The 21728-nt window shown below is 67.9% G+C and carries 22 protein-coding genes and 2 tRNA genes; 13 read left to right on the forward strand and 11 right to left on the reverse strand.

All coding sequences use genetic code 11. From position 1 onward, the window contains the following. Positions 1-13: 13 nt before the first annotated feature. A complete protein-coding gene (locus HZF05_RS09260; protein ID WP_160365788.1) occupies positions 14-286 on the reverse strand; it encodes a hypothetical protein in 273 nt (90 codons plus the stop codon). Positions 287-597: 311 nt separating this feature from the next. Between HZF05_RS09260 and HZF05_RS09265 the strand changes: the two genes are divergently transcribed. Beyond that, positions 598-843, forward strand: a complete 246-nt coding sequence (locus HZF05_RS09265) for a hypothetical protein (protein WP_160365789.1) — start codon at positions 598-600, stop codon at positions 841-843. Positions 844-911: 68 nt separating this feature from the next. Here HZF05_RS09265 and HZF05_RS09270 read toward each other — a convergent pair. The 3 genes from HZF05_RS09270 to rpsA all read right to left on the reverse strand — a co-directional run bounded on the left by HZF05_RS09270 (position 912) and on the right by rpsA (position 3374). Then, positions 912-995 (reverse strand) — tRNA-Leu (locus HZF05_RS09270). 187 nt (positions 996-1182) lie between these two features. Continuing rightward, entirely contained in the window at positions 1183-1464 is a 282-nt protein-coding gene (locus tag HZF05_RS09275; RefSeq protein ID WP_160365790.1) for an integration host factor subunit beta, read from the reverse strand. A 185-nt stretch (positions 1465-1649) separates the two neighbouring features. Beyond that, positions 1650-3374 (reverse strand): 30S ribosomal protein S1, encoded by a 1725-nt coding sequence (gene rpsA / locus HZF05_RS09280; RefSeq protein WP_160365791.1) that lies wholly within the window; start codon positions 3372-3374, stop codon positions 1650-1652. Positions 3375-3732: 358 nt separating this feature from the next. On the opposite strand from rpsA, the gene HZF05_RS09285 reads away from it, so the two are divergent. From HZF05_RS09285 to HZF05_RS09295, 3 genes are all read left to right on the forward strand, one after another. Further along, positions 3733-4371 (forward strand): RBBP9/YdeN family alpha/beta hydrolase, encoded by a 639-nt coding sequence (locus tag HZF05_RS09285; RefSeq protein WP_160365792.1) that lies wholly within the window; start codon positions 3733-3735, stop codon positions 4369-4371. Positions 4372-4576: 205 nt separating this feature from the next. Beyond that, positions 4577-4924, forward strand: coding sequence for a UrcA family protein (locus HZF05_RS09290; RefSeq protein ID WP_160365793.1), 348 nt, complete (start codon positions 4577-4579; stop codon positions 4922-4924). A 38-nt stretch (positions 4925-4962) separates the two neighbouring features. Then, positions 4963-5466, forward strand: a complete 504-nt coding sequence (locus HZF05_RS09295) for a hypothetical protein (RefSeq protein WP_160365794.1) — start codon at positions 4963-4965, stop codon at positions 5464-5466. A 13-nt stretch (positions 5467-5479) separates the two neighbouring features. On the opposite strand, the gene HZF05_RS09300 is transcribed toward HZF05_RS09295, so the two are convergent. The 3 genes from HZF05_RS09300 to HZF05_RS09310 all read right to left on the reverse strand — a co-directional run bounded on the left by HZF05_RS09300 (position 5480) and on the right by HZF05_RS09310 (position 8904). Beyond that, positions 5480-6220, reverse strand: a complete 741-nt coding sequence (locus HZF05_RS09300) for a LytR/AlgR family response regulator transcription factor (protein ID WP_160365795.1) — start codon at positions 6218-6220, stop codon at positions 5480-5482. Further along, the gene (locus tag HZF05_RS09305) at positions 6210-7433 is read right to left on the reverse strand and encodes a sensor histidine kinase (protein ID WP_246331838.1); all 1224 of its coding nucleotides are present in this window, start codon (positions 7431-7433) and stop codon (positions 6210-6212) included. Before HZF05_RS09305 ends, HZF05_RS09300 begins: the two co-directional genes overlap by 11 nt. A gap of 187 nt (positions 7434-7620) precedes the next feature. Next, positions 7621-8904, reverse strand: a complete 1284-nt coding sequence (locus HZF05_RS09310) for a glycoside hydrolase family 130 protein (protein WP_160365796.1) — start codon at positions 8902-8904, stop codon at positions 7621-7623. A gap of 152 nt (positions 8905-9056) precedes the next feature. On the opposite strand from HZF05_RS09310, the gene HZF05_RS09315 reads away from it, so the two are divergent. From HZF05_RS09315 to HZF05_RS09335, 5 genes are all read left to right on the forward strand, one after another. Beyond that, positions 9057-10469, forward strand: a complete 1413-nt coding sequence (locus HZF05_RS09315; protein ID WP_220129779.1) for a carboxylesterase/lipase family protein — start codon at positions 9057-9059, stop codon at positions 10467-10469. Positions 10470-10617: 148 nt separating this feature from the next. Then, positions 10618-11409: a helix-turn-helix domain-containing protein gene (locus HZF05_RS09320; protein ID WP_160365797.1), complete on the forward strand. Its 792-nt coding sequence runs from the start codon at positions 10618-10620 to the stop codon at positions 11407-11409. Between the two features lie 11 nt (positions 11410-11420). Further along, entirely contained in the window at positions 11421-12143 is a 723-nt protein-coding gene (locus HZF05_RS09325; RefSeq protein ID WP_246331840.1) for a FadR/GntR family transcriptional regulator, read from the forward strand. Further along, positions 12140-13447 (forward strand): MFS transporter, encoded by a 1308-nt coding sequence (locus tag HZF05_RS09330; protein ID WP_160365798.1) that lies wholly within the window; start codon positions 12140-12142, stop codon positions 13445-13447. The genes HZF05_RS09325 and HZF05_RS09330 overlap by 4 nt, the downstream gene beginning before the upstream one ends. A gap of 58 nt (positions 13448-13505) precedes the next feature. After that, positions 13506-15440 carry a S9 family peptidase gene (locus tag HZF05_RS09335; RefSeq protein ID WP_160365799.1) on the forward strand — a complete coding sequence of 645 codons (1935 nt, stop codon included), beginning with the start codon at positions 13506-13508 and terminating at the stop codon, positions 15438-15440. A 4-nt stretch (positions 15441-15444) separates the two neighbouring features. Here the strand turns inward: HZF05_RS09335 and HZF05_RS09340 are convergent, their stop codons facing one another. The 3 genes from HZF05_RS09340 to aroA are packed head-to-tail and all read right to left on the reverse strand — an operon-like array spanning position 15445 to position 17668. Beyond that, positions 15445-16068: a (d)CMP kinase gene (locus HZF05_RS09340; RefSeq protein WP_160365800.1), complete on the reverse strand. Its 624-nt coding sequence runs from the start codon at positions 16066-16068 to the stop codon at positions 15445-15447. Further along, positions 16065-16322 carry a CBU_0592 family membrane protein gene (locus tag HZF05_RS09345; protein ID WP_160365801.1) on the reverse strand — a complete coding sequence of 86 codons (258 nt, stop codon included), beginning with the start codon at positions 16320-16322 and terminating at the stop codon, positions 16065-16067. Before HZF05_RS09345 ends, HZF05_RS09340 begins: the two co-directional genes overlap by 4 nt. After that, positions 16319-17668, reverse strand: coding sequence for a 3-phosphoshikimate 1-carboxyvinyltransferase (gene aroA / locus HZF05_RS09350; RefSeq protein WP_160365802.1), 1350 nt, complete (start codon positions 17666-17668; stop codon positions 16319-16321). The genes HZF05_RS09345 and aroA overlap by 4 nt, the downstream gene beginning before the upstream one ends. Before the next feature lie 113 nt (positions 17669-17781). On the opposite strand from aroA, the gene HZF05_RS09355 reads away from it, so the two are divergent. Together HZF05_RS09355 and HZF05_RS09360 are read left to right on the forward strand one after the other, a co-directional pair. Beyond that, positions 17782-18096 carry a TIGR02300 family protein gene (locus tag HZF05_RS09355; RefSeq protein ID WP_160365803.1) on the forward strand — a complete coding sequence of 105 codons (315 nt, stop codon included), beginning with the start codon at positions 17782-17784 and terminating at the stop codon, positions 18094-18096. A 137-nt stretch (positions 18097-18233) separates the two neighbouring features. Then, positions 18234-18309, forward strand: a tRNA-Ala gene (locus tag HZF05_RS09360). 54 nt (positions 18310-18363) lie between these two features. Here HZF05_RS09360 and HZF05_RS09365 read toward each other — a convergent pair. Beyond that, positions 18364-19014, reverse strand: coding sequence for a TetR/AcrR family transcriptional regulator (locus tag HZF05_RS09365; RefSeq protein WP_181638832.1), 651 nt, complete (start codon positions 19012-19014; stop codon positions 18364-18366). 91 nt (positions 19015-19105) lie between these two features. Here HZF05_RS09365 and HZF05_RS09370 point away from each other — a divergent pair, with 91 nt between their 5' ends. Both HZF05_RS09370 and HZF05_RS09375 read left to right on the forward strand, forming a co-directional pair. Then, positions 19106-20599: an efflux transporter outer membrane subunit gene (locus HZF05_RS09370; RefSeq protein ID WP_160365804.1), complete on the forward strand. Its 1494-nt coding sequence runs from the start codon at positions 19106-19108 to the stop codon at positions 20597-20599. Next, on the forward strand, positions 20592-21725 hold the full coding sequence (locus HZF05_RS09375; protein ID WP_160365805.1) for an HlyD family secretion protein: 1134 nt from the start codon (positions 20592-20594) through the stop codon (positions 21723-21725). Before HZF05_RS09370 ends, HZF05_RS09375 begins: the two co-directional genes overlap by 8 nt. Positions 21726-21728 lie beyond the last annotated feature (3 nt).

The raw sequence follows: 21728 nt of genomic DNA on the forward strand, positions 1-21728 counted from the left end.
CCTTTTCGCGAGATCAGCCCGGGACGGTCAGGGCGGTGAAGACCATCCGCTCCCAGACATTGGCGGCATCGCGGGCGAGGTCCCGGCGATCTCCCTCATGCAGCATCTCGTCGGTGGGGATCCGCATGGCGCCGATCGCCCGGTGCGCGGCGAGCCGGTAGCCGGCACGGGCATCCTCACCGAGATCGTCCCAGTCGGGCGGCCCGTTTCCGCCCGACGCGCCGGGCAAGGCGGTGTGAATGGCGCGGGCGATACGATCCGTCATGTTCGTGGCCGTCATGCTCATGGCATAAATCTCCCCCGAGACGTTCCTGTTATCCTCTCGCGGGCTCTGCGGCCTTTCATCCGATTGAAACACGACGGAGCGGTTCGAGGCAATATCGATTGCGCGAGAATGGGATTGCACGACACGATCGATAATTGCTGACTGTCGGGATAAATTCCCACTGAACAGCAAGGTACTCGGCAATCCATTTCGTGCCGCGGAATGAAATGCCGGAAAACGGCCATTTCCGATTTGGCACGCATGATGCTGGGGAACAGGGGCAAGCCAGAACGGCTCGCAGGGCTCCGGCCCTCCGGGAAGGAGATACTGCCATGCACACCGTTTCACGCCTCATCCCCGCGGTCGCCGCTCTCGCGATGGCCGCCGCCCCCGCCTTCGCGCAGGGCGCTCCCGCCACCCGTCACATGCTGGTGAAGTATCAGCCGGTGTCGGGCGAATATTGCTTCGACACCGCGCCGTTGGACAATGGCGCGACCTCCGTGTCCCGCCTGCCCAGCGTCGAGTGCAAGACCCGGGCCGGCTGGGCGCTGGATGGCCTCACCATCGCGCGCCGCTGATCGATGCATCGGGGTAAGGATGAACCTGTGGCTCCAGGAGCCGCAGGCTTTCCTTTTGCGGGATATTGTGGTGCGGGCGGCGGGACTCGAACCCGCACTCCAGGGGAAGACGATTTTAAGTCGTCTGCGTCTACCGGTTTCGCCACGCCCGCATGCGCGCCCACAAAGGCGGGAAGGGGCGGCGGGTCAAGGGGGCTTTGAAACACGCCGTTCGTGCTGAGGAGCCGCTGAGCTCGTCGAAGCGGCGTCTCGAAGCATATGCCCCACACATGCCCTTCGAGACGGGCCTTCGACTTCGCTCAGTCCCTCCTCAGGGCGAACGGAATCCTCCGACGCCCGTCAAGCGACGTTCAGGCGCTCGCGCATTTCCTTGCCCGGCTTGAAATAGGGCACGCGCTTGGCGGATACTTCCACCGGCTCGCCGGTACGCGGGTTGCGGCCGGTGCGCGCATCGCGCGCGCGCGTGGAGAAGGCGCCGAAACCGCGCAGCTCGACGCGCCCACCCGCGACGAGATGCGCGCTGATCGCCTCGAAGATCGAGCCCACCAGCCGTTCGATATCCTTCAACGGCAGCTCCGGATTGGCATCGGCCACCCGCTGCACAAGTTCGGACCGGATCATCGTCGCCTAACCCTTGTCTTATGCCCTGCCGGACGAGTCTCCCTAGGGCCTGATCATTTCCATAAAACTGGATCAATGTCACGCATCTCTAGGGTTAACGCGTTACGGGTATGAAACGAAAAAGCCCCCGCCCGCCGTGTGGCGGACGAGGGCCTTCGCTCGACCGGCGTAACCGGTTGAGACTGTTAGTTGTTATCCTGACGGGCCTTGAGGGCCTCACCGAGGATGTCACCCAGCGACGCGCCCGAGTCGGACGAGCCGTACTGCGCGACGGCCTGCTTCTCCTCGGCGAGCTGCAGCGCCTTGATCGAGAAGGTCGGCTTCTTCGAACGATCGAAGCCGGTCACCATCGCATCGAACTTCTGGCCGACCTGGAAGCGCTCGGCGCGCTGCTCGTCGCGGTCGCGGCCGAGATCGCCGCGACGGATGAAGCCGGTCGCGCCATCGTCGCCGATCTGCACGTCGAGGCCGGCGTCACCCACCGACAGAACGGTGACGGTGACGGTCTGGCCCTTGTTGACGCCCGCCGACGACGAACCGCCGGCCGACGCGCCCGCACCGGCGACGCCGCCACGCTCGAGCTGCTTGATGCCGAGCGAGATGCGCTCCTTCTCGGCGTCCACGTCGAGCACGACCGCCTGCACGGTCTCGCCCTTGTGGTGCAGCGCCAGGGCTTCCTCGCCGGTCACGCCCCAGGCGATGTCCGACATGTGGACCATGCCGTCCACGTCGCCGTCGAGGCCGATGAACAGGCCGAACTCGGTGGCGTTCTTGACTTCGCCCTCGACGGTCGAGCCGATCGGGTGCTTCTCGGTGAAGGCCTCCCACGGATTCTGCTGGGCCTGCTTGAGGCCGAGCGAGATGCGGCGCTTGTCCTCGTCCACCTCGAGAATTACGACGTCGACTTCCTGCGAGGTCGAGACGATCTTGCCCGGGTGCACGTTCTTCTTGGTCCAGCTCATCTCGGAGACGTGGACCAGGCCCTCGATGCCGGCTTCCAGCTCGACGAACGCACCATATTCGGTGATGTTCGTGACGCGGCCGGAGAACTTGCCGCCGATCGGGTACTTGGCCTGCGCGCCCTCCCACGGATCGCTCTCGAGCTGCTTCATGCCGAGCGAGATGCGCTGGGTGTCGCGGTTGATGCGGATGATCTGCACCTTGACGGTGTCACCGATGTTGATGACCTCGCTCGGGTGGTTGACGCGCTTGTAGCTCATGTCGGTGACATGGAGCAGGCCGTCGATGCCGCCGAGATCGACGAAGGCGCCGTAATCGGTGATGTTCTTGACGATGCCGTCGATCACCTGGCCTTCGGCGAGCGACTGGATCAGGCCGGTGCGCTGCTCGGCGCGGGTCTCTTCCAGCACGGCGCGGCGCGACACGACGATGTTGCCGCGGCGGCGATCCATCTTGAGGATCTGGAAGGGCTGCTCGATGTCCATCAGCGGGGTCACGTCGCGGACCGGGCGGATGTCGACCTGCGAGCCGGGCAGGAAGGCCACGGCGCCGTTCAGGTCGACCGTGAAGCCGCCCTTGACGCGGCCGAAGATCACGCCGGTGACGCGCGCGGTCTTGCCGAACTCTTCCTCCAGCTTGTCCCACGCGGCCTCGCGGCGGGCGCGATCGCGCGAGAGCATCGCCTCGCCCATGCTGTTCTCGACGCGGTCGACGAACACCTCGACCTCGTCGCCGACCTTGAGATCGGCCTTCTGGCCCGGCGCGGGCGCGAATTCGCGCAGCGGCACGCGGCCTTCGGACTTGAGGCCGACGTCGATGACCACGAGGTCGTTCTCGATGCCGGTGACGGTGCCCTTCACCACACGGCCTTCGAAGCCGTCGGCGGCACCCATGGTCTCGTCGAGGAGGGCCGCGAAATCGTCGCGGGTCGGGTTGGCAGTGGTCGCCATAAAAAGTGTCTGTCCTATCAATCGTTTCCGGCCACCCGGTTGGATCCGGGGGTCTTTGGCCGAACTGCCGCGGGGACCCCATGTCCGTCGCGGCGTCCAATGAGCATCACGTGCGGCGGCAGCGTCCAAACGCGAAAAGGGCGCGTGACGGAGAGCCGAAGCTCACCCCATCCGCGCCATGCCACCGCGAGCTTTGCCCGCTGGATGGCGCGCCTATAACGACAAGGTCGCAATCGGGCAAGCCAAACGGGCGATCTGCGCCCGGCGGAGGCTGGGCTGCGACGATCATGCGAGTCGGGGCCGTGCAATCGGTCCGGGACGCAGGCCTACTCGGCGCTTCCGCTGCGGGAGACTCGCGATGACGGACTGGCCACTCTGTCTCATGGTTCCGGGGATCGGCAATTCGGGACGAGGCCATTGGCAGACGGCGTGGGAGCGCGACCGCCCGGATTGTGTGCACGTCGATCTTGGTTGCTGGGAAGCGCCGATCCGCAACGTCTGGCTCAGCCGGATCGACCAGGCGGTGGCCGCCGCCGGGCGACCGGTTGTGCTGGCGGCGCATGGCCTCGGCTGCCATGCGGTGGCGTGGTGGGCCGCTCTGCTCGGCAAGGCGGCTTCACGGCGGGTCTGCGGCGCGCTGCTGGTGGCGCCGCCCGATCCGGCAGTGGATTTCCGTCTCGGCGATTTCGCGCCGGTGCCGACCGCGATGCTGCCTTTCCCCTCGATCGTGGTGGCAAGCCGCGACGACCCCGCCGCCGGCCTCGGCTGGTCGCGCGAACTGGCCGGCGAGTGGATGTCGGATTTCGCCGAGGTCGGCGAGGCGGGGCACCTCAATGCGCGCTCCCGGCTCGGCGACTGGGCGCAGGGACAGCGATTGCTCGATATGCTGATCGATGGCGGCCCGGGCCTGTCGCGCTATCCATACCGACGCGAGCAGCCGTCCCGCCCGGCGCGCCCGGTGCGGCCTTCGCTGCGAGTCGTCACCCCGGCGCGGTAGCCCGGTCGTTTCGGAAGCGGTCGCTCGTCGACGGCGGATGCGCGTTCGTCGACGGTTCGACACCCCGGTAGAGGGAAACGCGCCCTCCGTCGAACCTGCCGCGCATGCCATTCCCGGTTCTCCTAGCAAGGCTCCAGCGACGACGAAGACGCCGCCGCGAACCGCCGGGACACCCCGCTCCGGCCCCCTTTGAGGAGCACTGACCATGGCTTTCCGTTTCACCGCGCTTGCGCTTGCCGCCGCGCTTGTCTCCGCCCCCGCTTTCGCCGCTCCGGCGGCCGACGGGATGAGCACCACCGTCCGCTTCGGCGATCTCGATCTCGCCAGCGGCGCGGGTGCCGCCACCCTGCACACGCGCATCGTGAGTGCCGCCCGCGCCGTCTGCGGTGGCGAGGTCGACCAGCGCGACCTGACTGCGGTGACCAGCGCAGCTTCCTGCCGCCAGGTGGCGATGGCGAGCGCCGAGCCGCAGATTCAGCTGGCGCTCAACGCCGCGCACACCGGCCGCCAGCTCGCCGCCAACGACGTGAAGGTTTCCGCGCGCGGCTTCTGAGCTGCCCGGCACGATGTCCCCTTGGCCCCCGGATCCAGGTGATCCGGGGGTTCTTTTTGTTTGATGCCTTAGGACAAAAAGCGGACACCGGGGCCATGATACCGGCACTTCTCGCCTCGGCTCTTCTGACCAGCCCGCCGGTCATCCCGTCAGAATTGACGCGCGCCGTGGCGGGCTTGCAGGTTTCGGACTTCGAAAGCGCTAAGACCGATCTCAATGGAGATGGGCGACCCGAGTGGCTGATCTACGCGCAGGGTGAGGATTGGTGTGGTAGTGGCGGTTGCACGCTGTTTGTGCTGACGAAGCGAGGTCGAGCTTTTCGGGTCGTTTCGCGCACGACCATCTCGCGACCACCGATCTGGCGCCTCACCTCCAAATCGCACGGATGGCACGACCTTGCGGTGTGGGCCAGCGGTGGGGGTATCGCGCGCGCCCATCTGTCACGGCTGCGATTCGACGGGCGACGTTATCCGGGCAATCCGTCCGTGCCGCCTGCCATGCCGGTATCGCATCCGATCGGCAAATTGCTGATCGCGCATTGATCGCGATGCAGATTCAGCCCCGCCCGATCAGCGCCTTCGCGGCCGGCAGGTAGCTCCGGCCGATCCGCGTCTCGCCGCCGTCGGCCTGCACGGCGTACCAGGTGCCGAGGCCGTCGTGACGCAGCTTGGCGATGAAATCGCGCCGCACGATCGCCGAGCGGTGCAGGCGGATGAAGCGCTCCGGATCGAGGCGCCGTTCCAGCTCGGTGATCGTCTGATGGAGCAGGAAGCTGCGCGCGCCGATGTGAAGGCGCATGTAGTCGCGCTCGGCCTCGATCCGGTCGACGTCGTAGGCCGAGACGCGGATCACCTCGGACCGGTGCGGCACCCAGAATTCCTCCAGCCATTCGGGCGCTGGCACGGCCGCATCGCCGGTGGCGCGCAGCTTCTCGGTGACGCGGCCGATCGCCTTGGCCAGCCGCTCGGGCACAACGGGCTTGAGCAGGTAATCCACCGCCGCGACGTCGAAGGCGGCGACCGCGAACTGGTCGAAGGCGGTGCAGAAGATGATCGCGGGCCGTGCCGTCTTCGCCTCCAGCGCCTTCGCCACGCCGAGCCCGTCCAGCCCGGGCATCGAGATGTCGAGCAGCACGACTTCGGGCGCCAACGCCTCGATCATGCGCAATGCCGCCTCGCCGTCGGTCGCGGTGCCGACCAGCGCGATGCCCGGCGTCTGCGCGCAGAGGATCTGCAGGCGCTCGACCGCGAGCGGCTCGTCATCGACGATCAGCGTGCGCAGCGGTTCAGCAGCCATGGCGCACCAGCGGCATGGTCAGGCGCACGACGAAGCCGCCGCCGGCGCGCGGCCCCCAGTGGCAATGCGCAGTGTCCCCGAAGCGGGCGGCAAGACGGTCGCGCACGTTGCGCAGGCCCACGCCAGTGCCGCCCGCAGCATCGCCTGCGGGATCGCCGTCATCTTCGACGGAAAGCAGCAGGTTTTCCGCCTCGGCGCTGGCGCGGATGCGGATCGTCACCGGGCGGCGGGCGCGCGAGACGCCGTATTTCACCGCATTCTCGACGATCGGCTGCAGGATCAGGCCGGGCACGCAGGCCTTCTCCAGCAACTCCGGCACCTCGATCTTCGTCACCAGCCGCTCGGGGAAGCGCACCGTCTCGATGTCGAGATAGAGCCGCTGGAGCAGGATTTCCTCGGACAGCGGCACGTCCTCGGTCGGATCGCCGGTCAGGCTGGTGCGGAAGAAGGTGGAGAGGTTGATGATCATCCGCTCGGCCTCCTCCTTCTTGCCGGTCATCACCAGCGAGGAGAGCGAGTTCAGCGTGTTGAACAGGAAATGCGGATTCACCTGATAGCGCAGCGCGCGCAGCTCGGCCGATTGCGCGGCGGCGCGCAACTCGGCGGTGCGCCGCTCCAGCGCGCCCATCCGCGCCGCGTAGCAGAGCGAGAGGTAGATGGCGGCCCAGGCGATGAAGAAGAAATAGCCGTTGCCCGCCTGGTCGACGATGTCGGTGAGCGGCGTGCTGTCCTCGGCGTCGGTCATCTGCCCGACACTGACCGGAGGCGGCGGGGCGGGGGGAGCGGGCGGCGCGATCATCACCGTTTCGCCCTTGTCGTCCTCGATGATCACGGTCGAATGGTGGGAGACCGGCGCCGGAGAAGCCGGCTGCGCCATCTGCTTCTCGTGCGTCCGCTCCATGAAGAACCAGTTGATCGTGGCGTAGGCGAGCGCGGCCGGGACCGAGAGCAGCGCCGCGATGATCATGCTGCGGCCGAGCTTCGTGGTGCCCCAGCGGCGCATCGCCAGATAGAACAGCACCGTGACGCCCGCGCTGCCGGCCGAGACGAGGGCGCGGGCGAGCAGCATGGTGTGGCCGCTGTGGTAGACCACGGTGGCGCGCAGCGACCATATGGTGAAATAGAGCGCCCAGAAGACCGCGATCGACAGCAGCACGATGCGCGGCGACGGCTCGGGGGCGGGATGATCCTCGTTCGACATGGCCAGAGACATAATGCGCGAGCCTTAACACGGCATCGGCCGTTTGCGCGCCGGTCGAACTGGAACAGTCGTTCGTCGAAGCGATGAGCTTAAACCCGTTCGCCCTGAGCTTGTCGAAGGGCTGTCCTTCTTCTTTTCAGCGCCGGAAAAGAAAGGGCAGGGCTTCGACAAGCTCAGTCCGAACGGGGAGGGCGCGCAGCTACTCCATCACCTTCAGCAGGGCATCCACGCCACAGCTCGCGAAGCTCGCGAAATTGTCGGCCACGCCGTAGGGCAGCATCAGGGTGCGATCGTGCACCATCGCGCCGCAACTATAGACCACGTTGGGAACGTAGCCGTCGCGCTCCTTGGCGCTGGGCTTGAGGATCGGCTCGGGTGTGCGCGCCAGCACCTTGGAGGGATCGTCCTTGTCGAGCAGGGCCGCGCCGAGGCAGTAGTTGCGCGCCATCCCGACGCCGTGGGTGATGACAAGCCAGCCCTCGTCGATCTCCATCGGCGATCCGCAATTGCCCATCTGCGCGAATTCCCACGGGTAACGCGGCGAGATCAGCTTTGCGCCGCCGTCCCAGTGGAAGAGATCCTCCGAATCGAGCAGCCAGATGCTTTCGTTGTCCTGCCGGCCCAGCATTACGTAGCGGCCGTCCACCTTGCGCGGGAACAGCGCCATGCCCTTGGCCTCCGCCGCCGATCCGGTGAGCGGGCGCACCTCGAAGGTCTTGAAGCCGGTGCCGCGCAGCAGCTCGGACCGGGCGTTACGGCCGTCGAAGGCGGTGTAGGTGCCGTAGAACTCCACCTCGCCGTCCTCCTCGACGAAGCGGCACAGGCGCAGATCCTCGACGCCCATGCGCTGGCTGTCGGTGACGGGGAAGATCACCGTCTCGGAGACATCCTCGCTCTCCTCGCATTCGATGCAGGTGGAGCCGTCGCCGTTGGTCTTGGTGATGGTGGGCGAGACGGCGAGCGGGCTCGGCTCGTCGACGACGAAGCCCGCCTCTTCGGACCAGCTGCCGGTGCGGAACGTGACCGAGGAGATATGCCCCTCGCCGATCCCGCGCAGCGACATCAGGAAGCGGATCGCGCCCGAACCGTCCTCCTCTTGTTGCGGATGCAATACCATCGAGGGGTTGAACAAGGCGGCAGCCTCGAAACTGTATTCCTCGCTGAAATAGGCGCCGATGACGAGCTTGCCCTGATCGGAGGCCTTGGTGCAGGCGGGCACGCGCTTCGCCACCTCCTCGTAGCGGCGCATCAGCGTGCCTTCGAGGTTGCGGTGGCGCTCGGCCAGCGCCTCCTCCATCAGGTCGTATTTCTCTTTCAGCGTCTTTTCGTCGAGCGCCAGGATGTGCTCGACGATGTTGCGCACGCGGGGATGCTCGTCGTCGCGGAAAGGATCGGGATATTCGGGCGCGAAGGGCCGGATCACGGTGCGCGCGGGATCGGGGCGAAGATGCACCCGGCTGTGCTTGAAGAGATGCCTGCTCATGTCCTTGCCCCGCGCTGATGGCCGCTGCCTGCTGAGACTCGGCGGCACGCCCAAGGTTCCATCAACGATGCGTGCCGCGCGGCATAGCCGTCGCGATTGTTCCTCCGGCCGAGCGCCTTATCGCAGGCGACATGGGGCAGGAGGATGCGAATATGGGCGAGGCGCTGGCGACGGTGGCCGAGGGAAGGCTGCGGGGCGTGGGCGAAGGTGGGGTGAACCGCTTCCTCGGCGTGCCCTATGCGGCGGCCCCGCTGGGCGCGCTGCGCTTCAAGGCACCGGCGCCGCATCCCGGCTGGAGCGAGGTGCGCGACTGCACGCAGCCCGGCCCGACCGCCCCGCAGGCGCAGACGCCGGATTTCCCCGGCCTCGATCTGGTGCCGCTGGTCGGCGCGGGCTGGCGACAGGGAAGCGAGTTCCTGCAGGCGAACATCTGGGCGCCGGAGGGCGCGAAGGATGCGCCGGTGATGGTGTTCATCCACGGCGGCGCCTTCGTCGGCGGCAGCAACGACGCGCCGGTGCAGGACGGGACGCGGTTCGCGCGATCGGGGGTGCTGCTGGTCTCGATCAACTACCGCCTCGGCGTCGAGGGCTGGCTGGCGCTGCCCGGCGCGCCGACCAATCTCGGCCTGCGCGACCAGATCGCCGCGCTCGCCTGGGTGAAGGCGAATGTCGCGGCATTCGGCGGCGATCCGGCGAACGTCACCGTGTTCGGGGAGTCGGCCGGTGCCATGTCGATTGGCTGCCTGATCGCCTCGCCGCTGGCGCAGGGCCTGTTCCGCCGCGCGATCATCGAGAGCGGGCACGGATCGATGGTGCGCCCGATCGCGGTTGCGGAGCGGGTGACGAAGCGGCTGGCGAAGATGGCGGGCGTGACGGCCGATGCGGTGGGCTTCGCGACGCTCACCCCGGCGGAGTGGATCCCGATCCAGCAGACAATGCAGCTTCCCACCACCCGCATCGACCTGCGCGACGAGACGGGGATCGAGCCCGCCTTCGGCCTCTCGCGATTCCTGCCCGTCTATGGCGACGACGTGCTGCCCGAGCCGCCGCTCGATGCGCTGGCCAAGGGGGTGGGGGCGGACATCGATCTGCTGATCGGCACCAATGCCGAGGAGATGAACCTCTATTTCGTGCCCACCGCCGCGCGCGACGAGATCGGGCGGCTGCTGGCGTGGGTTATCGCCCGCAGCAAGGTGAGGCGCGCCTGGTCGATCCTGAAGGCTTACGGCATGGGACGGCGCAAGCCGGGCCATGTCTTCACCGAGGCGATGACCGATCTCGTCTTTCGTCTGCCGGCGCGCGTGTTCGCTGCCGCGCATCGGGGGCGCACGCACTTTTACGAGTTCGGCTGGCGCTCCCCGGCCTTCGGTGGCGAGCTCGGTGCCTGCCATGCGCTGGAGCTGCCCTTCGTGTTCGACACCACAGCCTGCTGCGCTGGGAAGCAGGGCTTCGTTGGCCCAACCCGCCGCAGGATCTCGCCAATCGCGTCCATGCTACCTGGGTGGGCTTCGCGCGCGACGGCGGGCTGGACTGGCCGACCTATGCGGCCGATCGGCCATGGGTGAAGCGGCTCGATCGCGACGAGGCGATCATCGAAGCGCCGCTCCCGGCCGCCGTTTATTGGCCCTGACATCTCATCCTATCAGAGAGGTTGAAATGCCTGTCAGATAGCTATACGACTCGCCGCAACGATACAGCGCGGAGAGGCGTGCGATGGAATGGAAGCAGGGTGAGGACGCAGGTTCGCGCAGCCGCGTCGTGGTGGTGTCCGCCGACATGACGGTATTGGTTCGTCCGTTCGCGATCGAGGGCGTGCAGGCGCCCGGTCAATTGGTCGCTCTGGCTTGCGATGCGGGTGATGCCTGCATGCGCTTCGTCGAAGGGCGCGAGGTCGCGGCGCTGGCGGATGGTGATCCCGCCTCGCGTGTCGTGCTGCTGCTCAACGAAACAGTCTTCGCGCGGGTCGGCGGCGGATTCCCGCGCGGGATCGATGCACGCTTCCAGCTGCCGGTCGAGCTCCGCCCGATTGTCCGCGCCATGCTCGATTGCACGGTGCCCGGCGAGGCGGGCGACCTCTACTCAGCCGCCAAGGGCATCGAGCTCATCTGCGAGGCGGTGCGGCTGCTGGAGGCGGGCGCGCTGGTGCCGCTCGCCGCCGACATGGTGCTGAACCACGCCGACACACGGCGCATCCTCGATGCGCGCCGGCTGATCGAGGAGCGCTGGCAGGAGCGCCTCACGCTGGAGGGCATCGCCGGCCAGTGCGGCGTCAACCGCGAGAAGCTGCGCCGGGGCTTCCGCGCACTCTTCTCCTGTACCGTCGCCGAGGCGATTTCCGAGCGGCGGCTGGGCGAGGCGAGCCACATGCTGCGATCGACCGACCTGCCGGTCTCCTCGATCGGCTATCGCAGCGGCTATCTCAACAATGCCAGTTTCAGCCGCGCCTTCGTGCGGCGGTTCGGCGTGACGCCGAGCGACTATCGGGCCGGCCGCCTGGCCGCGTGAGGGGGACGGACATGGACATGGCGATGGACGGCGCCGCACGGCGCGCCGACGGCGGCTCGCTGGTGCAGCGCGCGATGGATGCGGTGAAGGATCATATCCGCGACCAGCGCCTGCGGGTCGGCGACACGTTGCCCGGCGAGGCGCATTTCGCGGGCGAGCTGGGGGTCAGCCGCGCGGTGATGCGCGAGGCGTTCGGGGCACTCGGTGCGCTCAAGCTGATCGACGTCGGCAATGGGCGGAAGGCACGGGTGGGGGCGCTCGACGGATCGGTGATGGCCGCCGCATTGGGCCACGGCATCACCACCGCGCAGATCAGCGTGGCGGACGTGTGGGACGTGCGCCGCACGATCGAGATGCGCACCGTCGTGCTCGCCGCGAAGAACCGTACCGGCGACGAGGCGGCGCGGATCGTCGCACTGGCCGAAGCGATGGCGGCGGACGCCGACGACCTCGTCGCCAAGACTCGCCACGACATCGCTTTCCACGAGGCGATCGCGATCGCGTCCCGCAACACCCTGTTCGTGCAGATCGTCGCCTCGTTCGGGCCACTGATGGAAGTCGCGGTGCCGGCCGCCTGGGGCACGCGCACCACCGAGGAGCAGCGCGTCTCGACCATCGCGCGGCACCGCGCGGTCGCCCGTGCCATCGCCGATGGCGACGCGGTGGCGGCGGTGGCGGCGATGTCCGACCATTTCGACGCCTCGATCGACGACATCCTGAAGGCCAGCCGATGACGGCCTACGCGCCGCTCGGCGAGGTCTCCGGCGACATCGCTCCGGCGCGGCGATCGACGATGATCGTGGCGATCGCGGTGCTGACGCTCAACCTGCTGATCGGCGCGGCGCTGCGCCTCGTCTTCGCGCCGGTGGTGGAGCTGGCCAAGGCGGATCTGCACTTGAGCGATACGCAGCTCGGGCTGATCCAGGGCATTGCCGGGGCGTTGCCGATCGCTTTCCTGTCGCTGCCGCTAGGGCGACTGACCGATCGCGCCAACCGCGTGCGGTTGCTCGCTGGTATCACGATCGTGTCGATCGCCGGCACCGCACTGGCGGGCATGGCATCGAGCTTCGCGATGCTGTTCGCGGGACGGATGCTCGGCGTGCTCGCGGGCTTCTGCGCGCTGCCCGTGGCGATCTCGATCGCGGCCGACCTCGTCGCTCCGCAGCTGCGCGGGCGGGCGATGTTGTTCCTCCAGCTCGGCTTGATGATCGGATCGGCGATCGCTTTCGCGGTGGCGGGCAAGCTGGCGGGTCTCGCGGCTTCGGCACTGCCTGTCGCCGGACTGGCACCGTGGCGACAGGCGCAATTGCTGTTGGCCGGCGCCGGCCTGCTGTCGATGGCGAGCTTCCTGCTGCTCCGCGATCCGCCGCGCCGAGAGATTGCCGGGAACCTCGACATCCCGCTCAGCGAAGCCTTCGCCGAGATCGGCCGGCGCGCCGGCTTCATCGTGCCGCTCTATATCGGGCAGGTGACCGTGGTGATGGCCGACATGGCCGCCAGCGTCTGGGCGGCGCCGGTGCTGACCCGCGATTATCATCTCACGCCCGACCGGTTCGGCGGCTGGATGGGGCTGGTGATCCTGCTCTCCGGCATCCTCGGTGCGGTGCTCGGTGGGCTGGCAGCCGATTTCGGGCAGAAGGGAAAGTTGCCCGGCGGGATGCTGGCGGCGGCGATCGCGGCGGCGGCGGTGTCGATCCCGGCCGCCTTCTTCGCGGTGATGCCCAGCGCGACCGACTTCGCCTGGGCGCTCGGCCTGCTGCTGACCTGCGGCGGCGTCACCGGCCTCGTCACGGCGACGGCGCTGTCGGTCTATATGCCGAACGAGGTGCGCGGCTTCTGCCTCGGCCTGTTCATCGTCGTCGGCGCAGTCGGGGGCCTCGGCATCGCGCCGAGCCTGGTGCCGTGGGTGAGCGCACTGCTGGGCGGGGAGGGGCATGTCGGCCTTGCGCTCGCCATCGTCGGTGCCGTGACGAGCGTGGTGGCGCTCGTCGGCTTCGTCTTCGCGATCCGTCATCAGCCGTTGCCGCCCGCCGCCTAGACAAGCGCGCATTCCGCCCGCATTCTCAATGTCCTGATAGGGGCTAAGGGGAATCGACATGCGGGTGAATGCCATCGTCGTCGCGCTGCTGTGCGCCGCGTCCACCGTTCACGCCGAGGTGCCGACGCCGGCCCGGCCGGTCACCGATCCGAAGGCGATCGCATCGCCCGCCAACCCCGCCGCCCGGCCGGTGCCGATCGACGATCTCGGCTATTCGCGCGGGCTGCTCTCGACGGTGTGGAGCGCGGACGGCAGGCAGCTGTTCCTCTCCACCAATTTCACCGGCCGCTACAACATCTGGCGCACCGAGGCGTCCGGAAGCTGGCCGGTGCAGCTGACCCAGGCGGACGATCGCCAGTCCGGCCTGCTCGTCTCGCCCGACGGCAGGACCGTCTATTTCAACCAGGACAATGCCGGCGACGAGGAATATGACATCTACGCCGTTCCCGCCGCCGGCGGGCCGGTGACCGACCTCACCAATACGCCCGATATCCGCGAGGGCGCCACCGTGATGGCGCCCGACGGCCGCAGCATCGCGATCACCTACAAGCCCAAGGCGCGCGGTCAGACCGACATGGGCCTGCTCGATCTCGCCACCGGCAAGGTCCGCCTGCTGACCCACGAGGCCGACCCGCAATGGGACTGGACGCCGATCGCCTTCGTCGAGGGCGGCAAGGCGCTGATCGCCGAGCGCAGCTTCACCGACCAGACCGCCGGCGAGGTGTGGAAGGTCGACGTCGCCACCGGCAAGGCGACGAAGCTGCTCGGCAAGCCCAAGACCATCTACTACGCCGCCGACGCGACGAAGGACGGCAATACGCTGGCGATCAGCAGCAATGACGGCACCGGCCAGATGCACGCGGGCGTCTATTCGGTGGCGACCGGCAGCTTCCGCTGGCTCAAGCCGACGCCGTGGGAGCAGACTGCCTCCGCCATCTCGCCGGACGGCAAGTCCATGGTGGTCGGCACCGGGATCGACGGGCGGACCGAGCTCAGCCTCGTCACCATCGCCACGATGGCCGAACGCACGCTGCCGCTGCCGCCGGGCTCGAACGATGTCGCGGGCACCAAGCCCTTCTCGCCGGATTCGAAGAAGCTGCTTGTCATCCAGACCGGCGCCACCTCGCCCGGCGCGCCGGTGATCATCGATCTCGCCACAGGCAAGGTCGCCGCGCCGATACAATTGGCGATGGCGAGCCTCGATCCGGCGACGCTGCCGCGCTCCGCGATCGTCACCTACAAGAGCTTCGACGGCACGCTGGTCAGCGCCGTGCTGACGATCCCGTTCAATCTCAAGCGGGACGGATCGAATCCGGCGGTCGTGATGCCGCACGGCGGCCCGACCGGCCAGACGACCGATTATTTCAACAAGACCGCCACGGCGCTCGCCAGCCGTGGTTACTTCGTGATCCAGCCCAATCCGCGCGGATCGACCGGTTATGGCCAGGCCTTCCAGAAGGCCAACTACCAGGATCTCGGCGGCGGCGACCTGAAGGACGAGCTGGCGGCCAAGGATTTCCTCGTCGCCAGCGGCTATGTCGATCCGAAGCGGGTGGGGATCACCGGCGGCTCCTATGGCGGCTTCATGACGCTGATGGCGATCGGCCGCGCGCCGGATGCCTTCGCCGCCGCCGTGCAGGAATATGGCATCATCGACTGGCGGACGATGTGGTCGCACGAGGATGCCGGGCTGCAGGCCTATCAGAAGTCGCTGCTCGGCGATCCGGCGACCTACCCCAAGGTCTATGACGCCTCCTCGCCGCTCACGTACATCAAGGATGCCAAGGCACCGCTGCTGTCGCTGCAGGGCGAGAACGACATCCGCGTGCCGCGCGGGCAGGCGCAGCAGGTGACCGACGCGATCAAGGCGAAGGGCGGCGTGGCCGAAGTGGTCTATTACCCGGCCGAGGGCCATGGCTTCGCCAAGCGCGAGAATCAGGTGGATTCGCTCAAGCGCACGATCGACTGGTTCGACAAGTATCTGAAGAAGTGAGGGCCTAGCCCTTCCGGCGCTGCTCGACGAGGCCGATCGCGGTTGCCACCGCCGCCGCTACGTCCAGCGTGCTGGTGTCGAGCAGCAGGGCGTCGTCCGCCTGCCTGAGCGGCGCGATCCCGCGCCCGGAATCGCGTTCGTCGCGCGCGCGGATGTCGCCCAACACGTGATCGTAGGTGACCGCAAGGCCCATCCGCTCCAGTTCCTCGAAGCGGCGCCGCGCACGCACTTCGGGGGATGCGGTGACGAACAGCTTGGCTTGCGCTTCCGGCGCGATCACCGTGCCGATGTCGCGCCCGTCGAGCACCGCGCCGCCTTTCTGGTGCGCGAAGTCGCGCTGACGTTCCAATAGCGCGGCACGCACCGATGGATGCGCCGAGACGATCGAGGCGGCACGGCCGGCGGCCTCGCTCTTGAGGCCGGGGTCGGTCAGCAGTGCCTCGTCGAACGCGCAGGCGTGGAAGGCCTCGCCCTCGTCGGACGGATCGCCGCCACCGCGCAGCACCGCGATGCCGACCGCGCGGTAGAGCAGTCCGGTATCGAGATGCGGCAGGCCGTAATGCGCGGCCAGCGCCTTGGCGATCGTGCCCTTGCCCGATGCGGCGGGCCCATCGACGGCGATGATCATAGCTGCGGCCCCCGGCTGCCGCGCATCGCCGCGATCAGGCCGATCAGCGCGATGATACCCCACACGCTTTCCAGCACCACCGAAGGCAGGTTGAAGTCGACGCTGAGCGAGATCAGCAGCAGGACCGCGCCGACCAGATTCATCGCGTTGAACAGGCGCTTGTCCATCGCGGGCGAGATGTTGGCGTAGGCGAAGGCGGCGATGAAGGTCGCGCTGCCGATCAGGCCGATGATGGTGGCGACGATGTGGCTCATGCCGCCACCGCTTCGTGGCTTTCGGCGCCGAGCGATTCCATCATCGGTACGAAGATCGGGAAGCTGGTGGCGATCGGTGCGCGATCGTCCACCGTCACCGGCTTCCGGCAAGCCAGCGAAGCGATAGCGAAGCTCATCGCGATGCGGTGATCGAGGTGGGTGGCGACGGTCGCGCCGCCGGCGAGCAGTTCGCCGCCGGTACCCTCGATGATCAGACCGTCCTCCAGCTCCTCTACGCGAGCGCCGATCGCGCGCAGTCCTTCGGCCATCACGGCGATGCGATCCGATTCCTTGACGCGCAGTTCCTCCAGACCCCGGAGGGTCGATCGGCCGTGCGCCAGCGCGCAGGCGACGAAGAGGATCGGGAATTCGTCCACCATCGAGGGAACGATCGCCGGATCGGGTTCGATCCCCTTGAGGGACGAAGCCTTCACCCGTAAGTCCGCCACCGGCTCGCCGCCGACCGTGCGCTCGTTCTCGAACGCGACGTCGCCGCCCATCGCGCGCAGCACCTTGTAGAGGCCGGCGCGCGTGGGGTTGAGGCCGACATTCTCGACAACGATCTCGGAGCCCGGCACGATCAAGGCCGCCACCACCGGGAAGGCGGCCGAGGAGGGATCGCCCGGCACGACGATGTGCTGGGGCTTCAGCTCCGCCTCGCCGGTGATCGATATGATCCGCTCGCCGCCGACTTCCTCGACGGTCAACTCGGCGCCGAAGCCGCGCAGCATGCGCTCGCTGTGATCGCGGGTCGGCACCGGCTCGATCACGCGGGTGATGCCCGGCGCGTTGAGCCCGGCCAGCAGCACCGCGGACTTCACCTGCGCGGAGGCGACCGGCAGGCGGTATTCGATCGGCACGGCCGGCACGATCCCGCGCACCATCAAGGGCAGGCGGCCGCCTGGAGAGGGCGTGAACTCGGCGCCCATCTTCGACAGCGGCTCAATCACGCGGCCCATCGGCCGCTTGGAGAGCGAGGCATCGCCCGTGAAGGTGGCGGTGACGGCGTGGCTCGCCACCAGCCCCATCAGCAGCCGCGTCGAGGTGCCCGAATTGCCCATCTCCAGCGCCGTCTCAGGCTGAAGCAATCCGCCGACGCCGACGCCGTGGATCGTCCACAACCCATCCTCGCCCCGCACGATCTCAGCCCCCATCGCGCGCATTGCGGCGGCAGTGGCCAGCACGTCCTCGCCCTCCAGAAGCCCCTCGACGCGGCTCTCGCCCACCGCCAGGGCGGAAAGCATCAGCGAACGGTGCGAGATCGACTTGTCACCCGGCACGCGCACCTTGCCCGAGAGCGGCCCGGGGGCGGAGAGGCGGAGCGGGGATGCGGGGGGATGGCTCATGCGCGCGGGCTTTTGACAGCGGCGTCCCGCTATGGCAAGGCGCCGCGCCTGATGCTTCCTTGCGGGATTCCCCGAAGGGAGCCCTTTCTCAAGCGATTGGACCTGGACGAGACATGCTGAAGCCTGAATGGGGCACCAAGCGGACCTGCCCGAAATGCGGCACCCGCTTCTACGATCTGGGCAAGGAAGACCCGGTGACCTGCATCGCCTGCGGGATCCAGTGGGAGCCCGAGCCGGTGCTCAAGTCGAAGCAGCCGCTGCCCTTCGACGCGCCCAAGCCCGTCAAGGAGAAGAAGGAAGAGGAAGATTCGGATCTCGCCGAGGATCTGGACATCGGTGAGGACGAGGAGCCGGCCGACGACGACACCGATATCGGTGGCGACGACGATCTCGGCGTCGCCGCGCGCGACGACGACGACGACCAGTAAGCCTTCGTTCGGGCGCTTTCCGGAGGCCCCGCGGAAAAATGCGGGAGGCTCCGGAAAGGCGCTTGCAAGGGTCTGCCGCCTGCCCTAAAGGCGGCGCTCCCGAGGCCGGAACCCAGCCGGCCGGGCGGAAAAGGCGTGGGGCCGTAGCTCAGCTGGGAGAGCGTCGCAATGGCATTGCGAAGGTCAGGGGTTCGATCCCCCTCGGCTCCACCATTTCAAGAGGCCCCCGATATCGGGGGCTTTTTTGTTTCTTGCGGTGAGGGCTGATCAGCCGTCCACTGCCCCCGTCACGCCGTAGCATCGCAGGAACTGGCCGACGATCCGGGCCGCTTCACGGCGGATCGTATCGTCCTCGCGCTTCTCGATGCCCCACAGCAACCGCTGGGGATACCCGCCCGCGCACAGGCCGAGCAGCAGGCCGGCCGCCTCGTCCGGATCATCCTTCCGGAGCGCGCCGATCTCCATCTGGCCGGCCAGATAATGGGCCAGAAGCTCCCGGCTGCGGCCCGGCGCGCGATCGTAGAAGATCCGCCCGATCTCAGGAAAGCGTTCGACCTCGCTGATGATCAGCCGCTGGAGCGCGATCGCATCCGGCATCGTGATGCGGGTGAGGAACTTGCCCGCGAAGCTGGTCAGCACGCGATCGATGGGCAGGCGCGGATCGAGCACCGCGCTCATCACCGATCGGAAGGCGGCGGTCGCGGAATCGAGCACCGCCGCGAACAAGTCCTCTTTCGAGCCGAAATAGCTCCACAGCGTACCCTTGGAGCCGCCCAGACCGGCCGCGATGCCGGACATGGTCGTCCGGTCGTAGCCGTTTTCGAGGAACGTGCGGGTTGCCAGCTCGATGATCGCCGCACGCCGTTCCGCCTTGCGCGTCTCGCGACGGCCCATCGGGGCGGTTTCGGTCTCCGTCATCATTGCCGTACTATACGGTACGATTTCCTGTTGACAAGGACTTTGGGCGAGCGCAGATAAAAACCGTACTTTTTGGTACGGAGATTCGATCATGCATCTCGCGAAACCTCGCGGGCTGCCGCTGCGGGCGGCTGCCCTGTCCTTGCTGCTGTCCGGCTGCGTGGCCGTGCCGAAACTGGGGCCACGCCCCGAAATGCGGCAGGCGCAGAGCTTCGCCGCCGAACGAAGCCTCGCGCCGTCTCCCACCTCCGATGCCACCTGGCCGGGCGGTGACTGGTGGCGCGGCTATAACGATCCGCAGCTGACGTCGCTGATCGAGGAAGGGCTTGCCGGTGCGCCCGATCTCGCTGCCGCAGTGGCACGCCTCCGCCAGGCAGAGGGCTATCGCCAGCAGGCCGGTGCGGCGTTGCTTCCGCGGATTGACGGTTCCGCCTCGGTCGGCGGCACGAAACAGAGCGGGCAGATGGGTTCGCCGTTGCCGGTTTCGATGAGGGGCTGGAAGGACACCGCCAGCGCCTCGCTCGATGCCAGCTTCGACCTCGATCTCTGGGGCAAGAACCGCGCGAACCTGCGCGCGGCGACGTCCGATGCCGATGCCGCATCGGTGGACGTCGCGGAAGCGCGGCTGCTATTGTCGACCAACATCGCCAGCGCCTATGCCGATCTCGCGCGCTATTATGCCGAGCGCGACGTCGAGGCGAATGCGGTGCAACTGCGGCTCGATACGCAGAAGCTGGTCGCGAACCGCGTCGCGATCGGGCTCGATACCAAGGCCGAACTCAAGCAGGCCGATTCCGCCGTCCCCGCCGAGCGGGCGCAGCTCGCCGCCGTTGAGGAATCGATCGCGCTCACGAAGAACAGCATTGCCGCCTTGCTGGGCGAGGGGCCGGATCGTGGGCTGAGCGTCGAGCGGCCGACGCTCAGCTTTACCGCGCGTACCGTGCCTGCGGACGTCACCACCGATCTGATCGGCCGTCGGCCCGACGTTGTCTCGGCGCGTGCGCGGGTGGAATCGAGTGCCGAACGGATCAAGGCGGCGCGGGCGGATTTCTATCCGTCGGTCAGCCTCACGGCGCTGATCGGCGTCCAGTCGCTCGGCATCTCCAACCTGTTCCTTTCGGGATCGAGCTTCGGCAATGCCGGCGCGGCTGTCAGCCTGCCGATCTTCCATGGCGGCGAGATCAAGGGCAAGTATCGCGTCGCGCGCGGCACCTATGACGAGGCCGTCGCCACGTATGACGGCACCGTCGCGGGCGCCTTCCATGACGTTGCCGATGCGGTGACCAGCCAATCCATGCTTGCCGAGCAGCTGAGCCAGTCGCGCCAGTCGCTCTCCGATGCGCGGGAGGCATACGATGTCGCCCGCCAGCGTTACGAAGGCGGCCTTTCCGATTACCTGACCGTGCTGACCGCGCAGAACAGCGTGCTGACCGAGCAGCGTATCGTCGTCGACCTCGAGGCGCGCGCCTTCACGCTCGACGTCGCGCTGGTGAAGGCGCTCGGCGGCGGCGCCGTCGCGCCCGTTTCAACCCTCACGACCAGCGCCGATGCCGGCGCCGCATCCCGGGAGACCATCCATGGCTGAGGCTGATCCCATGATCGAAACCCACGCGCCCGAGACCAAGCCGGGCAATCCGAAGCGCCGCAGGGCCCTGCTGGGCATCGGCGGCGCGGTGCTGCTGGCCGGCGTCGGCTATGGCGGCTGGTACGCCCTTGTCGGCAGCCACCATGTCAGCACCGACAACGCCTATGTCGGCGCCGACACCGCGCAGGTGACGCCGATGGTGGCGGGGCAGGTGGCGCAGGTGCTGGTGTCCGACGCGCAGACGGTGAAGCGCGGCGACGTGCTCGTCCGCATCGACGACAGCGACGCCCGCATCGCGCTCGCCGACGCCGAGGCCGCGCTCGCCAAGGCCAAGCGGCAGTTCGGGCAGACCAGCGCGACAGGCAGCTCGCTCGCCTCGACGCTCGCCGCCAAGGATCAGGCGATCGCGGGCGCGCAGGCGCAGCTCTCCTCCGCGCAGGCCGCGCTGCAGAAGGCCGCGATCGATCTCGATCGCCGCAGGAAGCTGGCGCCCAGCGGCGCCGTTTCGGCCGACGAGCTGACCTCGGCGATCAATTCCTACGCCGCCGCCAAGGGCAGCGCGGACAATGCCCGCGCCGCGCTCCAGCAGGCGATCTCGGCCAAGGATGCCGCGAAGGGCGATCTCGCCGCCAACCAGGCGCTGATCGACGGCACCACCGTCGTCACCAATCCGGACGTGCTGGCCGCGCAGGCGAAGGTCGATCAGGCGCGGCTCGATCTGTCGCGCACCGTGATCCGCGCGCCGGTCGACGGCGTCGTCACCAACCGCAACGTGCAGGTCGGGCAGCGGCTGGCGCAGGGGGCGGCGATCATGAAGGTCGTGCCGATCCGCCAGCTCTACGTCGATGCCAATTTCAAGGAAGGGCAACTCGCCCATGTCGCACCGGGGCAGAAGGTGGAGATCACTTCGGATCTCTATGGGGCGGGCGTGGTGTATCACGGCACGGTGGTCGGCTTCTCGGGCGGCACCGGATCGGCCTTCGCGCTGATCCCGGCGCAGAACGCCACCGGCAACTGGATCAAGATCGTCCAGCGCCTGCCGGTCCGCATCCGCCTCGATCCGCGCGAGCTCGATGCGCATCCGCTGCGCGTCGGCCTGTCGATGGACGCCGATATCCATATCTGAACT

Origin of the sequence: Sphingomonas chungangi (assembly GCF_013778325.1) — a bacterium.
Taxonomy (GTDB): domain Bacteria; phylum Pseudomonadota; class Alphaproteobacteria; order Sphingomonadales; family Sphingomonadaceae; genus Solisphingomonas; species Solisphingomonas chungangi.

Coding starts and splice junctions, on each gene's coding strand:
- HZF05_RS09260 (WP_160365788.1), bottom strand. CDS start 286: ATGAGCATGACGGCCACGAACATGACGGATCGTATCGCCCGCGCCATT.
- HZF05_RS09265 (WP_160365789.1), top strand. CDS start 598: ATGCACACCGTTTCACGCCTCATCCCCGCGGTCGCCGCTCTCGCGATG.
- HZF05_RS09275 (WP_160365790.1), bottom strand. CDS start 1,464: ATGATCCGGTCCGAACTTGTGCAGCGGGTGGCCGATGCCAATCCGGAG.
- rpsA (WP_160365791.1), bottom strand. CDS start 3,374: ATGGCGACCACTGCCAACCCGACCCGCGACGATTTCGCGGCCCTCCTC.
- HZF05_RS09285 (WP_160365792.1), top strand. CDS start 3,733: ATGACGGACTGGCCACTCTGTCTCATGGTTCCGGGGATCGGCAATTCG.
- HZF05_RS09290 (WP_160365793.1), top strand. CDS start 4,577: ATGGCTTTCCGTTTCACCGCGCTTGCGCTTGCCGCCGCGCTTGTCTCC.
- HZF05_RS09300 (WP_160365795.1), bottom strand. CDS start 6,220: ATGGCTGCTGAACCGCTGCGCACGCTGATCGTCGATGACGAGCCGCTC.
- HZF05_RS09305 (WP_246331838.1), bottom strand. CDS start 7,433: ATGTCTCTGGCCATGTCGAACGAGGATCATCCCGCCCCCGAGCCGTCG.
- HZF05_RS09310 (WP_160365796.1), bottom strand. CDS start 8,904: ATGAGCAGGCATCTCTTCAAGCACAGCCGGGTGCATCTTCGCCCCGAT.
- HZF05_RS09315 (WP_220129779.1), top strand. CDS start 9,057: ATGGGCGAGGCGCTGGCGACGGTGGCCGAGGGAAGGCTGCGGGGCGTG.
- HZF05_RS09320 (WP_160365797.1), top strand. CDS start 10,618: ATGGAATGGAAGCAGGGTGAGGACGCAGGTTCGCGCAGCCGCGTCGTG.
- HZF05_RS09325 (WP_246331840.1), top strand. CDS start 11,421: ATGGACATGGCGATGGACGGCGCCGCACGGCGCGCCGACGGCGGCTCG.
- HZF05_RS09330 (WP_160365798.1), top strand. CDS start 12,140: ATGACGGCCTACGCGCCGCTCGGCGAGGTCTCCGGCGACATCGCTCCG.
- HZF05_RS09335 (WP_160365799.1), top strand. CDS start 13,506: ATGCGGGTGAATGCCATCGTCGTCGCGCTGCTGTGCGCCGCGTCCACC.
- HZF05_RS09340 (WP_160365800.1), bottom strand. CDS start 16,068: ATGATCATCGCCGTCGATGGGCCCGCCGCATCGGGCAAGGGCACGATC.
- HZF05_RS09345 (WP_160365801.1), bottom strand. CDS start 16,322: ATGAGCCACATCGTCGCCACCATCATCGGCCTGATCGGCAGCGCGACC.
- aroA (WP_160365802.1), bottom strand. CDS start 17,668: ATGAGCCATCCCCCCGCATCCCCGCTCCGCCTCTCCGCCCCCGGGCCG.
- HZF05_RS09355 (WP_160365803.1), top strand. CDS start 17,782: ATGCTGAAGCCTGAATGGGGCACCAAGCGGACCTGCCCGAAATGCGGC.
- HZF05_RS09365 (WP_181638832.1), bottom strand. CDS start 19,014: ATGACGGAGACCGAAACCGCCCCGATGGGCCGTCGCGAGACGCGCAAG.
- HZF05_RS09370 (WP_160365804.1), top strand. CDS start 19,106: ATGCATCTCGCGAAACCTCGCGGGCTGCCGCTGCGGGCGGCTGCCCTG.
- HZF05_RS09375 (WP_160365805.1), top strand. CDS start 20,592: ATGGCTGAGGCTGATCCCATGATCGAAACCCACGCGCCCGAGACCAAG.